Source organism: Psychrobacter sp. UBA3483 (assembly GCF_002377905.1).
Classification (GTDB): Bacteria; Pseudomonadota; Gammaproteobacteria; order Pseudomonadales; family Moraxellaceae; genus Psychrobacter.
This window is the reverse complement of record NZ_DFQS01000056.1, coordinates 1-13,073: the sequence shown is the minus strand read 5'-3', so window position 1 is coordinate 13,073 and position 13,073 is coordinate 1. Positions and strand designations below refer to the sequence as shown.

The following is a 13,073-nucleotide window of genomic DNA, read 5'->3' as shown; positions in this document are numbered from 1 at the left end:
ATGATTAACAAAGATAAAGCAATACCTACCTACACAGATCCAAAGCCTGTTATATCAAAGCATGAGCGCGGATTTACCCTGATAGAGGTCATGGTGGCCTTAGCGATTTTGGCCGTCGTTGCTGTTGCTGCGAGCCGTGCGAGTAGTGCGTATTTAAGCTCAGTCGATGTCTTGCGTACTCGCACGCTAGCGCAGTTTGTCGCACAAAACGCGGCAGCGGACTTGCGTATTCAAGATACGTGGCTAACGGCCAATAAAACCCAAACTATCAATGCCCAAGGTCGTGATTGGCAAGTGACAATGACCGCCACGGACGCCATCACACCCGCATTAAAACAGGTGAATATCGCTGTTGCGCCCATTATAGACGGACAGACACGCAGCGCAGTGACGGATATCAACGTCATGCTAAGTAATTCTGAACAAGAAGTCGGTAGTTTGGATTTGAGCCGACTAAACCCTAATGGAGGCAATCCATGAAATCAAATCATGGGTTTACTCTACTTGAGCTGATGGTGGCGATGGCGATATTTGCCATGTTGGCAGTTGCAGGCTGGCAAGTATTTGATGGTGTTAACCGTGCGCGTGAACGGGCGCAATTTCATGCGGATAATTTAGCAGTTTTGCAATATGCCTATTTGCAGCTACAGCAAGATATGAACCAAATGATTCCTTATCAGGCAGTGGATACGCAGGGTGCTAATTCTTTAACTAATAACGCCTCAACCAATAACGCTACAACCAATAATGCCGCAAATAATAATACTAATAATAGCAATCAAGAAAACGCACCAGCACCTGAACCTTTCATGACTCTAAACGGCACACGTATCAGCTTTGTGCGTTTTGCCGACCCTGATCCACGTTATCAGAGCAGCGCGAGTGTGCAGCATATCGAATACATTTTTGCTGATGAGCGCTTAATTCGTCGTCAATATACCAGTCTTGCCGGTGGCAGTGATAGCATTAGCCTAGATAGTGTATTGCTTAAAGGTGTTACGGCTGGGCGCTGGCAAGCTTATTTACCTGAATTAAGTGCCAAATTCCCCAATAAAGACAGCGGCAACATCAATAACAATGCTTTAGCAGCGCCGACGGCAAATTCAGCCAATGCGCCCTCTGAAATTATGCTACTGCCAAAAGGAGTTGCGCTCAACTTTACGTATCAGGATATGCCGATTACTTGGCAATGGGCGGTGACGCCGCAGCCAATACTAAATGTCAGTAAAAACTCCCGTCGTAAAAATACGCCTAATAATCCTAATGCTAATAGCGGTGATAAAAATAATAACGGCGACACTAATAACGAAGCCAATGACAATGCAGCCAATAATAGCTCAAGCAACGCTACTGAAAATACCCCTTTTGGTCAATGATAGAGGCTGATTATGCCAAGTAAGCCAGCAATGAAGTCAATCATGCCTGTAATATCTATGAAAGCCGACTCTCAACGTGGCGTCGCGCTGCTGACTATTTTGCTATTGGTGGTTAGTATTACCGTGGTTGCAGGGGCGATGCTTGCCAGTCAAAAGATTGCCATTAGGCGCAGCAGCTTATTGTTTGACCAAAACCAGCTCTTACAAGATATCAATGCAGGTCAGCAATTGGCGGTTACCTTGATTCGTGCTGATGCTAAATTGAATAATACTGATAGCGCGCAGGATATTTGGGCGCAGCCAATACCGCCTTATACGCTAGGCGGACATAGCATCGGCATTGAATTACGCGATGAGGGGAGTCGTTTTAATATTAATAATTTATATCATAATGGCGCCGTTGATACTGCTGCCTTGGCCGTCTTTCAAAGGCTGCTTACACAGCTAAATTTAGAGCCTGATATCGCTACTGCCGTCGTTGATTACCAAGATGCTGACAGTGAAGTATATGAAGATGGCGGTGATGAAAGCGTGGTTTATGCTCAGCAGTCTAATCGCGGCGCGGATCAAAATCTGCCCAATCAAGCTTTGCTTAGTATCGATCAATTAGCAGAGGTGAAGGGCGTGAATGCGCAAGTATTAGCGGCACTGCGTCCTTATATCACCGCCGTGCCATATTATTTACCCATTAATATTAATACCGCCAATCCCGTTTTGCTTGCTGCCTTGGTAGAGGGTGCGAGCAGCCAGCAAATGCAGAGTATCGCTGAGTTGCGAGCAAAACAAGCCTTTAGCTCTATTGATGATGTTTGGCAACTGCCCGTATTAAGTAGTGTAAAAGAAGAGGAGCGCAAAGCTTTGACGCCATTACTAGCGGTTGATAGCCAAGCCTTTATGGCACTTATTACCGCCTCGGATAATGCGACGGTTGGTCGAGCAAGACAACGCTTTGCGACCGTTATTATTAGCAAAACGGCCGCTGATGGCGACGCAGCAAATAACACTAACAATAATGAAAATAGCAGTGATGCTAATAACGCTGATAATAAAAAGCCCAAAGAGGTGCGTGTGCTAACGCAGCGACTTTGGGCTTTTAGGCCAATTTTCTAATGGTTATAGATAATCATTGCTAAATAACATACAAAAACTAAGTCTAATTAATCATTTAAACGGGTTTCTTCGGTAGACTTCCAATTGTAAGCACCATAAAATAGCATTTGTGCTTGGCGCGTGCAATTATGCAGCATCAGCTGTTTTTTCTTTTCTATCTCTGCCAAGTCGACTTCATCATCATGATCTTCGGTATAGGTCAGCTCGAGCCAGTCAATAATCCAAGAAAAGAACATATTGACCCCAGCTTCTGCCAACAGTCTACGATCATAAGTATTGATGTGGGTAAACGCCGGCTGTAGCGCCAAATCTTCTGCTAGGCTTTGACCGTGCTTTTTAATCAGCTCATTGATGGCTTTACGTACCGCTTCTGAGCCGCCATAGCGTTCACTGACTAAAAATTGCCAGTAGCAAGGTTGCTCGCTGACCATATATAAAAACATCTGAATACTTTTGGCGATTTGACGATCAAAACTGCGTTTGCGCCCAATTTGCAAGTTTTCACTTAACGTTGCTAGCGTACCGCCCAACTCTTCAATAACCAAGGCACGACCGAGCGATTCCATATCATCAAAATGGCGATAAAACGCCGTCGGCACCACGCCAACCTCGCGCGTGACTTGTCTGAGACTGATTGAGCTAAAAGACTGTCCTGTCATACACAAATCAAGCACCGCATTAAAAAAAGCATGCCGGGTTTGAAGTTTCTTTTGTTCGCGACTACTCATAATATTTCAAAATTACCTGATAGATGTCTATCATACTCATTTCATTGTGAAAATACGAATGAAATAGACGGTTATCGTTGATAGTTTGCTTAAATTTTAGTTTGGCTCGATTTTAAATTGCTTCCAAACAACGTGTTTAAACGAGTTGCTTAAACACGTTGTTTAAACAATGGTGCCCCAATGTCCTTGTAGCTCTTGTGCTAGTCGATAGGCTTCATGATCATTCATACCAGTGATAAAATCTAATACATTAAGCATATTATCATAGGTATTATCTGCTAGAGTCCGGCGATTCTCAGACAGATGCGGCTGTAGTAATTTTAGCAAACGCTGCTGTTCAAAGGATATTTGGCCTATCGAGGCATCGGTTTCATTTGCCTCATTTGTCTCTTTTATCCAGGCGAGTGGCATAAAAGCATCGAGCAGGCGCTGCAAGCATTGATTGGCCATCAGCTCCATGCGCACTTTACTTGGGTGATTAAATATCTTTTCGCGTGCCAATTGCTTAGCTTGGTTAATGCCACTTTGTACGCTTGGCTCACAGTGCGCAAACAAGCTGCCTTGTAGCATCCCCGCCAACATCATATCACTATTGGCTACAAAGGCATCGGTGACGGCATTGACCAAACGCATCATCGCCCGTGCCCGTAGTGATGCCAAATGCTGTCTGACTGACACTTGAGTAGGTAGAGTAAGCGTATCAGGGCGCTCGCCAATCAGCTCATAAAAAATAGCCGCAACCTCTGCATAGCTTAGCATATTCAAATTGATGCCATCCTCCAAATCTATCAGCGCATAGCAAATATCGTCTGCCGCTTCTAATAAATAGGCTAGCGGATGCCGAGCAAAGCCATCGTGCTGCTTTGAATATGGTAAGCCTAACGTTTCTGCTAGCTCCTCTAACTGCGCCGCCTCACTATAAAAGCAGCCAAATTTTTGCAAGTTAGTGGTGTGGTTGCCTTGACAAATAGGGTTGCTATGAGTGGCAAGCCAAGGGTACTTCATAAACGCGCCCAAAGTAGCACAGGTTAAGCGCATACCACCCAAATCAGGGTGATGCTCATTTCGGGCAAGGATACGAAATCCTTGTGCATTGCCTTCATAAGCCAGTAAATCTAATTGTTCGTTATTATTCAGATTTTTCAAGACTTGCTTACGGTCAGGATGCATAAACCAGTCACGAATGGCGTACTCTCCGGCATGACCAAACGGTGGGTTGCCAATATCATGGGCAAGGCAAGCCGCTTGGACAATGACGCCGACATCAGCAGGCGCGACACCGTTCGGTAAACCGCTAACCAACTTATCATGTAACTTTTCTGCCGCCATGATACCTAAAGAGCGCCCAATACAGGAAACTTCGAGCGAATGTGTTAAGCGCGTATGAATACCAAGCTGATTGGTCAGTGGATGAACTTGGGTCTTTTGATTGAGCTGGCGAAAGGAGTGTGAAAATACCAGTCTGTCGTAATCTTTATGAAAGGAGGAGCGTGCGCTGTCTTCGGCAGGGGCTTTTTTATGACTCCCTAAACGCTGAGCGCTAAATAGTTTTGCCCAATGGTCACTAGAATTCGTGGTGTGATTAACATAAACAGTCATCATTTATCGTCCGTTATTTTTATCATTCTATTTTATTATTGATTTGGTAAGACCCATTGTTCTAATGAACTCTGCTTTATTATAATAAAAAAAGCCAGCATTGAAGCTGGCTTTTGGTTGTTCTCTACTAAGACTGTGTAACACACAGTCCGCTTGTAAATATTGAACGTTAAACGTTAAAGCGGAAATGCATTACATCGCCATCTTGCACGATGTAGGTTTTGCCTTCTAAGCGTGATTTACCAGCAGCAGCTGCGCCTTTTTCACCGCCATACTCGATAAAGTCATCATACGCAATGACTTCAGCGCGGATAAAACCCCGTTCAAAATCAGTATGAATTACCCCAGCAGCTTCAGGGGCTGTGGCACCAACAGCAACTGTCCAAGCGCGGACTTCTTTGACCCCAGCCGTAAAATACGTTTGCATATCAAGCAAATCATAACCGCCGCGAATGACTTGATCAAGGCCAGCCTCTTCCATATCCATTTCAGCTAGGAAGTCTTTTTTGTCATCTTCATCAAGCTGAGCAATTTCAGATTCGATTTGGTTACATAGGGCAATAACAATAGAATCTTCGCCAGTGGCATAGTTACGCACCGCATCTAGGTATGGATTATTCTCAAAGCCATCCTCGCTCACGTTAGCGATATACATCGTTGGCTTTAAGGTAATCAAACCATAACTTCTGATCAGTTTTTGCTCGTCCTTGTCTAGGTTAGCACCGCGGGCGGCTTTGCCTTCTGCTAATAAAGGCTCGATTTTTTTGAACACATCAAGCATAGCCGTCGCGTCTTTATCGCCACCTTTGGCTTTTTTGCTTAAGTTAGTAATAGCGCGCTCAACGGCCTCTAAATCGGCCAATGCCAATTCGGTATTGATGGTTTCGATGTCATCAATAGGGCTGACGCGGCCGTCAACATGGACGACGTTGTCATCATCAAAGCAGCGTACCACGTGAGCAATCGCATCGGTCTCGCGAATATTGGCCAAAAACTGGTTGCCCATACCTTCGCCTTTTGAGGCGCCAGCGACCAAACCTGCGATGTCGACAAATTCCATCGTTGTCGGTAATACGCGTTCCGGCTTGACGATATCAGCCAGTTTTTTTAGGCGTGGATCTGGCACAGGTACGATACCGGTATTGGGATCTTTGGTGCAAAAAGGAAAGTTTTCAGCGGCGATACCCGCTTTGGTCAAGGCGTTAAACAGGGTGGATTTACCCACATTTGGTAGACCGACGATGCCGCAATTAAAACCCATAACATGCTCTCAATATATTAATAAAATTAGGCAATAACAGACTTGGTATGTAGTCAGTATAAAGCTTGGTAAAATAGGAACTCAAAATTGGGCATATTGTAGCAAGTTTCAGCCAAAATGGGTGAGGTTGTTGTGCTTGCTGTTTTAATTTTTATGGTCAATAACAATACCTAGTAACCTGTTTAATACCGCCATTTAATATCATCGTTTCATATGAATGTTCGTTATCAACGACCCTCAGAGCCCTACCTATTATGATAAGCTATTAGCTATAAATGATGATGCATGCTGCTGCGCTTTCATCAATAGCTAGCACGATAAACCATACCAAAGGCAATTGTTAATAATGACCACCATTTTTGCTACCCACCATTATAATTATCCGCATAATTTCGTTGACATGAAACCCAAGCTGTCGCGGCTTGAGCAGGCGATTAAAAAGCTCGAGGCCAATTTGATAAATGCCAATAGTGAAATATTAGAGCAACGGCTTGCCAGTCATTTAGGGTTGCAAGTGGATTACGCCCGTGAGCTGAACCCTAACCAGTTGTTGGCTGCTACCACAACTGAGGGTAAGGTGTTGGTTATCGCCGGTGCAGGTTCTGGTAAAACCAAAACCTTGACCTATAGAACCAGCTATTTGATAGAAAATGGTGTCCCGCCAAAAGAGATTTTGCTATTAACCTTTACCCGCAGGGCGGCCAATGAAATTAAAAGTCGCGCTAGAACTTTGCTGGCTAACCGTCTAGATGATAATAGTCACATAAACGGCAAGGCGCTAAACGATATCACTAGCGGCACTTTTCACTCTTTTTGCAATATGCTATTACGCCAATATTCTGGGCTACTTGGTATCAATCCGCGCTTTACGATTTTAGATACCGCTGACAGTGAAGATGCCATCGACTTAATTAGTAAAGAAAAAAAGTATCCGACCAAAATAACCAATCAGGCGTTTCCGCGCAAAAAAACCTTGCAAAATATCTTTTCAACCTCTAGAAATCGCCGTATTCATATTCGTGATTTAATCGAAAGCAGTTATCCTGATATCGCCGTGCATATTCCAGTTATTGAGCAATTGGCGGTCGACTTTCATGAGTATAAGCGCGCCAATCATTTATACGATTTTGATGACATCATCAGCCAAGTGGTGCGCCATCTAAAGCACAATGACATCTTTCGAAAGCTACTACAACAGCACTATCGTTATGTCATGGTCGATGAATACCAAGACACCAATATTCCGCAAAAAGAGCTGATAGATCTGATTTGTGCGCCGGTGTCGGTGTCGCTGATGGTGGTTGGTGATGACAACCAAAGCATCTATGCTTTTCGCGGTGCCAATTATGAAAATATCTTACTATTTGGCGAGAGTTATCCTGAAGCAAAACTGATTAAGCTAGAGCAAAATTATCGCAGCACACCAGCGGTGCTTGATTATATCAATGCTTTATCGGCGCAAATCACGTTAGGCTATCAAAAGCAATTGTACTCGGGCGCGTCTATAGAAGGCATCAAGCCAATATTTCGTCGTTTAAGTGACGAAACGAAGGAAGCAAAATATATTGCCGACAAAATTATCGAATTAAAACCAGATTACGATTATCAAGATTTTGCCGTATTGTGCCGCACCTCCTTTCAATCTAACTACGTTCAGCTTGAATTTATGGAACGCAATATTCCCTTTATCGTGGTAGGTGGCATTCGCTTTATTGAGCGGCGTCATATCAAGGACGTCTTAGCCTTCGTTAAAATACTTTATAACCCAAATGACACCATTGCATGGCACCGTATTTTAACCTTGTTTAAAGGGGTGGGGGCGGTGACGGCGACGCGCTTAACCCAAGCAATTAATACCGATAACAATGTTAACAACAATACTTTTGAGCCGCTACTATTACCGTCATTTGCGAAGAAAAGCCCTCAGCTTAAATCACTGCATGCGACTTTGACCAAAGCCAGGCAGGCAGAATCGGTCGAAATGGTGATTGAGCGAATTTTAGAGTTTTATATTCCTGTCCTAAAAACGATTGAAGAGAATTGGCGCGAGCGTAGTGAAGATTTTCGTGTACTCAAAAACTTAGCGATAGAACATGACAGTCTCGATAAATTCTTAGAAAATCTTGCCCTCGATCCACCTAATGATTCAGTGGCGACTATGGATAAACCAGAAGACGACGATAAAGATAAGGTTACTATCTCGACTATTCATAGTGCCAAAGGGCTTGAATGGCCAGTGGTGTTTGTCAACTCTCTCGTGGATGGTATGACGCCGCACTATCGCTCGCTCAGTGATTTCGAAGAGTTAGAGGAGGAGCGTAAGCTGTTTTATGTTGCTTGTAGCCGAGCTAAGAGCAGATTGTTTTTAACCGCGCCCGAGTATTTCTCAAGCTATTCGGGTTACTTTGATAAGCCGTCAAGGTTTATCGCTGAGCTGCCTGCCGATAAGTTGACGGTCGAGACCAGTAAAAGGCTGTTAGAAACGCTAGCAAGTGAGGACCCAATTTGGTGGTGATGAATTCATGCTATTTTAATTATCCAAAACATGCATATTTTTTTAGTAGTTCGCCCATTATTCCTATCGAAAATACCTTTCAATTAAACGCATAACCAAAAGTATAGAATAGCAAAAATATTTCTATGATAAGGGTTTAATCTGGCGCGCAATGCGTTACTATTACTCCCTTATCTGTCATTTCTCATCTTTGATATTCTGTATTAAAATCTTAAAAAAGGACGTGTTATGCGCTATGAAGTAATCGTTATCGGTGCAGGTATGGTCGGCACCTCAGCTGCTTGGCATCTACAAAAAAATAACGCTGAAGTTTTACTGTTGGACAAAAAACTACCAGGCTCTGAGACTTCATACGGCAATGCTGGTTTGATTCAACGCGAGGCAATTCATACCCATCCGTTTCCACGCCAGTTGACTGAAATGATACGCGTATTGCCCAATCAAGGCACTGATATTCGCTATCGTATTCCGGCGATCTTGCGCTATCATCAAGCGTTATTGCAGTATTGGAAATACTCGACGCCAGCTTCAGTCAAAAAAATAGAAGCCGAGTGGCAGACACTGATTGAGCATTGCACCAGTGAACACCAAACCATGATTGAAGCGTCTGGCGCTGAATATTTGATTAGCCGCAAAGGCTGGTTGCAGTTGCATCGCTCTGAAGAGACGTTTAAAGCAGCTATTGATGCTGCAATCAAAGATCGTGATCAAGGCGTTGAGCACAACGTCTTGACGCTTGACGAATTAAAAGCCATGGAACCAAGCGCCAATTTTGACGAGTTCGTTGGGGCGATTCATTGGCTGAATTCTTGGCAGGTGTCAAACCCAAGTTTATTGGTTAAATCATACGCAAAAAACTTTCAAGAAATGGGCGGTACCATTAAAGAAAGTAGCGTAAATGAAATCGTACAAGAGCAAGATGGCTGGAAAGTTGTTACCGACAATGGCACTTTTTATAGTGATAAATTGGTCATTGCTGCTGGGCCTTGGTCTAATGATTTGATCAAACCGCTTGGCTATGATTTGCCGTTGTTTCCGATGCGCGGCTATCACCAGCATTTTAAAGTAACGGAAAAAAATACCATCAACCATAGTATGTTTGATATGGATAAAGGCTTTGTGATGGGTCCGATGCAGCAAGGTATCCGTATTACCACTGGTGCTGAGATGACCACCATGAATGCGCCAAAGAACTTTGGCCAATTAAATACCGTATTAAAACTTGCGCGCAAAATTCTGCCGCTAGAAGATGCCGTTGAGAGCGAAGCATGGGCGGGCTCACGTCCTTGTATGCCTGACATGAAACCAGTCATCGGTCCTGCGCCGCAGCACGACAAATTATGGTTTGCCTTTGGCCATAGCCATCAGGGTTTTACCTTAGGGCCAATGACTGGTCGTCTCGTCGAAGAGATGATTCATGACAAACCGCTATTGGTTGATATTAAACCCTTTAGCGCCGATCGCTTTTCTCGCTAATTCCTAGCTAAGCACTGTTTAATAAATCTGAGCCGTTTATATATTTGAAGGTTCAAGTATTTAAGGGTACTGAAACATTAAAAATTAAGAGCATCAAAAATTAAGGATAATAATCCATGCAAAAGCTGCATAGTAATCAACGTATGAGTCAAATTGTGATTCATAGCCAAACCATTTATCTGTCTGGTCAAGTGGGTAATAGCGAAGATGATATCAAAGCTCAAACTTTAACGTGCTTAGAGAAAGTCGAGAAATTACTGCAAGAAGTTGGTAGTGACAAATCAAAGCTGCTATCCGCAACCGTCTGGCTAAAAAGTATGTCAGACTTTGCCGCAATGAATGAAGTGTGGGATAAATGGTTTGAAGGCGTCCAGCCGCCAGCGCGTGCATGCGGAGAATCAGCACTGGCTCGTCCTGAGTTATTGGTCGAGATTACCGTTATCGCTGCTGAATAATTACGAGCGTTTAATGACTCAATCTAACAGGCTATTTTAACCCCAGTTCGGGATAAGCCATATTGTAACTCATTGATACTATTTACAATGTGGCTACCTGTCCTTGCTGAGGCATGTTTTTGATGGTGGGTTTATAGGGAAACCAGCAATAAGCAATCAAACCTGACAACAAGTTTGTGATAAACCCCGTGACACTACGATGGCGTGAGTGTTCGATTTGACACAAGTTTTTAAGCTCTCCAAACACCGTTTCAACCAAAGAGCTATGATTGAGTAGTGCCTCATCCATAGGCTTGAGTAATTAGGGTTTCATATTACGCCGAAGTTTGGTTATCAACGTGGTATCACTGTGTTTTGTGAGCCACTCGTTTAGTGTTTTACTGATATAGCCTCTATCCCCAAACACCTTGCCAAAAACAGACGTTGCCATATCCTTAACAAGCACTCTGTCATCGGTATTACCCGCAGTGACTTTAACAGATACAAGCTCGCCCTTATGATTGATAATGGCGTGCAGCTTAAAGCCATAGAACCAGCCCATGCTGCTTTTGCCTCGGGTTGCAAGTCCTTCAAAGACTTTATGACGGTAGATACGCTTGTTATGACAAACTGCTATCTTGGTTGAATCAATATAGCTGATACCCGTACAGTCGCCCATCATGCTTTGCAAGTAGCTGCACAGTGGCATGATACTGCGCGGCACAAGCTCTATAAATCGCGAGTAGCTCGGCAGATTTGGAAACTCCCGTTTCATCATGCCAAGCATGTGATGGTAGTAAAACGCCTTAAACTGTCGATACCGCAATTGATGAAACAGTACCAAGATGGTCATAATCTCTGCTACACTTATCTTGCACGCTCTTAACCTTTGGCGTCCCGTTGCGATTAAGTGAGCCTCAAACTCAGGTTTGAATGGCTGATAAAAGTCGTCAATATGGCAGTATAGTTCGGTTAGGCTGTCCATGTAAGAAGTCCTTATTGTGAAGTTTGTCTTGGTAAACTCACTTTAGCAACTTCGGACTTCTTTTTTATCTTTTTTTTGAGCCCTTATCCCGAACTGGGGTTATTTTAGATGCTAAGATTAAAAGCGAGATAAAATAAAGGGGTGTGATTGATGTCACGCCCTTTTTATAATTGCTTCATTTTTTTCTATTTTCAATATTATAAGGGTTCTACATTATTCGTTTATTGCTTCATCTAAAAGCTTTATATTGTTAAGACGATTCAAGTTTAGTGTGAGCAGTCTTATATTATCGAAGCTATCGTTTAAAATTAAATCTTTATAATCTTTTACTTGATGAGCTACTCTATTTATTAAGTCTTCCGTGCAATGCACTGTTAGCTTTTTAAAAGCTTGATAGGATTCTTCAATTTTACCTAGTTTATAAGCGTTCAAACACCACTCGTAATACGACCAGTATTGATAGATATTCTTTATTACAAACAATCGATTACCTTCAGGCATAGTTAGTTCGCTAGCTTGTTTAGCATGAACATATGCTAGGGCGGTACTTTTGTTCCAACTGTATCTTCTAGATAATTGGTACCAGCATTCAGCTCTCATTGGGTCTAGCTCTACTCCTAAGCGCCAGTAATATAGAGCATCTTTATAATTTCCTTTCTTTTCTAATAGTAAGCCTAGTTCCTTGTAGCTACAATATACCTCGTCTTTCCATCCTTTGTTTTCTAATAATACTCTTTCTTTGTACCATTCAATAGCCTCATCAATCAACCCTGCATCCCTATAAGATTGAGCACAGTAAAAAGCATAGCGTGGTAGTAAATCAACATCTTCTCCAGATAGATAGGCTTGTTTTAGCATTTCAGCGTCATCTGAATACTTGTTTTTATTTAAACTTCGGTTACCTTTTCTGCCTGATATAACAAAATACTCACCATTAACTTCCTCTCGTGCCTTTTCATCATCACTTTTGAGGAACTCATGCAAAACCCCATACCACTTATATGTACCGTTGTTTTTCACGATTAGCTTTCGGTAATACTTAAGAGTGTTTGACTCATTTGACATCTGAAAGTAATAAGCATCTTTCTCTAGTTCTGGTAAATTAAGATTACCTTGTACTGAATCATCGGCATCAAAAATTAAAATATAATCTGCCTTATCTCTACATGCGTATAAAGCGGCATTTCTATTGTGACTGAAATTTTTCCAAGGTTCTTGATGTATTTCACCCTTTATACCTTTTTTCTTAAAGAAATTTTTGATAATAGCGATAGTGTTATCGCTAGAGCCAGTATCAGAAATAACCCAATAAGTAACCGGGAAGTAGTGGCAAATATTCTCTAGTGTATCTTCTATGATATGACTTTCATCTTTTACAATCATATTAAGGCAAAGGGACATAATTGCTCTCCTATTAGGTTGTATATCGAATTTCTTACTTAGTACGAATAGGTGGATAGGAGTTGAAAGAGTGTTTAGCTTGTAATAATTTTTCTAATATCGTATTAGGGTGGTGTATCAAAAAGTATGCTGGAGTAATAAAAGAAGGGTAACAGCCGAAGCAAAATGATATATTTGAGGTTATGAAG

Annotated in this window: 10 protein-coding genes and 1 pseudogene; 6 read left to right on the top strand and 5 right to left on the bottom strand. The window is 42.5% G+C overall.

Annotated features, from left to right (window positions below; translation table 11 throughout):
• From gspI to gspK, 3 genes are read left to right on the top strand one after another with little or no spacing between them, the layout of a single operon-like run.
• The gene (gene gspI / locus B2866_RS10015; RefSeq protein ID WP_296193588.1) at positions 1–480 is read left to right on the top strand and encodes a type II secretion system minor pseudopilin GspI; all 480 of its coding nucleotides are present in this window, start codon (positions 1–3) and stop codon (positions 478–480) included.
• Entirely contained in the window at positions 477–1,376 is a 900-nt protein-coding gene (locus B2866_RS10010; protein ID WP_296193585.1) for a type II secretion system protein GspJ, read from the top strand. The genes gspI and B2866_RS10010 overlap by 4 nt, the downstream gene beginning before the upstream one ends.
• A 42-nt stretch (positions 1,377–1,418) precedes the next feature.
• The gene (gene gspK / locus B2866_RS10005; RefSeq protein ID WP_296193582.1) at positions 1,419–2,486 is read left to right on the top strand and encodes a type II secretion system minor pseudopilin GspK; all 1,068 of its coding nucleotides are present in this window, start codon (positions 1,419–1,421) and stop codon (positions 2,484–2,486) included.
• Positions 2,487–2,533: 47 nt separating this feature from the next.
• Here gspK and B2866_RS10000 read toward each other — a convergent pair whose 3' ends face one another.
• The 3 genes from B2866_RS10000 to ychF all read right to left on the bottom strand — a co-directional run bounded on the left by B2866_RS10000 (position 2,534) and on the right by ychF (position 6,074).
• Positions 2,534–3,214, bottom strand: a complete 681-nt coding sequence (locus tag B2866_RS10000; RefSeq protein ID WP_296193579.1) for a TetR family transcriptional regulator — start codon at positions 3,212–3,214, stop codon at positions 2,534–2,536.
• A 162-nt stretch (positions 3,215–3,376) separates the two neighbouring features.
• Complete coding sequence (locus tag B2866_RS09995) at positions 3,377–4,813, bottom strand: deoxyguanosinetriphosphate triphosphohydrolase (RefSeq protein ID WP_296193833.1); 1,437 nt, start codon at positions 4,811–4,813, stop codon at positions 3,377–3,379.
• 169 nt (positions 4,814–4,982) lie between these two features.
• Complete coding sequence (gene ychF, locus B2866_RS09990; RefSeq protein WP_068405531.1) at positions 4,983–6,074, bottom strand: redox-regulated ATPase YchF; 1,092 nt, start codon at positions 6,072–6,074, stop codon at positions 4,983–4,985.
• A gap of 343 nt (positions 6,075–6,417) precedes the next feature.
• Between ychF and B2866_RS09985 the strand changes: the two genes are divergently transcribed.
• The 3 genes from B2866_RS09985 to B2866_RS09975 all read left to right on the top strand — a co-directional run bounded on the left by B2866_RS09985 (position 6,418) and on the right by B2866_RS09975 (position 10,520).
• Positions 6,418–8,589, top strand: a complete 2,172-nt coding sequence (locus B2866_RS09985) for an ATP-dependent helicase (protein WP_313473954.1) — start codon at positions 6,418–6,420, stop codon at positions 8,587–8,589.
• Positions 8,590–8,817: 228 nt separating this feature from the next.
• Positions 8,818–10,065, top strand: a complete 1,248-nt coding sequence (locus B2866_RS09980) for an NAD(P)/FAD-dependent oxidoreductase (RefSeq protein ID WP_296193572.1) — start codon at positions 8,818–8,820, stop codon at positions 10,063–10,065.
• A 116-nt stretch (positions 10,066–10,181) separates the two neighbouring features.
• Positions 10,182–10,520 carry a RidA family protein gene (locus B2866_RS09975; protein WP_296193569.1) on the top strand — a complete coding sequence of 113 codons (339 nt, stop codon included), beginning with the start codon at positions 10,182–10,184 and terminating at the stop codon, positions 10,518–10,520.
• A gap of 82 nt (positions 10,521–10,602) precedes the next feature.
• Here the strand turns inward: B2866_RS09975 and B2866_RS09970 are convergent.
• Both B2866_RS09970 and B2866_RS09965 read right to left on the bottom strand, forming a co-directional pair.
• A pseudogene (locus B2866_RS09970) lies at positions 10,603–11,484 on the bottom strand (IS982 family transposase).
• A 213-nt stretch (positions 11,485–11,697) separates the two neighbouring features.
• Complete coding sequence (locus B2866_RS09965; RefSeq protein WP_296193566.1) at positions 11,698–12,885, bottom strand: glycosyltransferase; 1,188 nt, start codon at positions 12,883–12,885, stop codon at positions 11,698–11,700.
• Positions 12,886–13,073: the final 188 nt, after the last annotated feature.

Coding starts and splice junctions, on each gene's coding strand:
- ychF (WP_068405531.1), bottom strand. CDS start 6,074: ATGGGTTTTAATTGCGGCATCGTCGGTCTACCAAATGTGGGTAAATCC.
- B2866_RS09965 (WP_296193566.1), bottom strand. CDS start 12,885: ATGTCCCTTTGCCTTAATATGATTGTAAAAGATGAAAGTCATATCATA.
- B2866_RS09975 (WP_296193569.1), top strand. CDS start 10,182: ATGCAAAAGCTGCATAGTAATCAACGTATGAGTCAAATTGTGATTCAT.
- B2866_RS10010 (WP_296193585.1), top strand. CDS start 477: ATGAAATCAAATCATGGGTTTACTCTACTTGAGCTGATGGTGGCGATG.
- B2866_RS09995 (WP_296193833.1), bottom strand. CDS start 4,813: ATGACTGTTTATGTTAATCACACCACGAATTCTAGTGACCATTGGGCA.
- B2866_RS09980 (WP_296193572.1), top strand. CDS start 8,818: ATGCGCTATGAAGTAATCGTTATCGGTGCAGGTATGGTCGGCACCTCA.
- gspK (WP_296193582.1), top strand. CDS start 1,419: ATGCCTGTAATATCTATGAAAGCCGACTCTCAACGTGGCGTCGCGCTG.
- gspI (WP_296193588.1), top strand. CDS start 1: ATGATTAACAAAGATAAAGCAATACCTACCTACACAGATCCAAAGCCT.
- B2866_RS10000 (WP_296193579.1), bottom strand. CDS start 3,214: ATGAGTAGTCGCGAACAAAAGAAACTTCAAACCCGGCATGCTTTTTTT.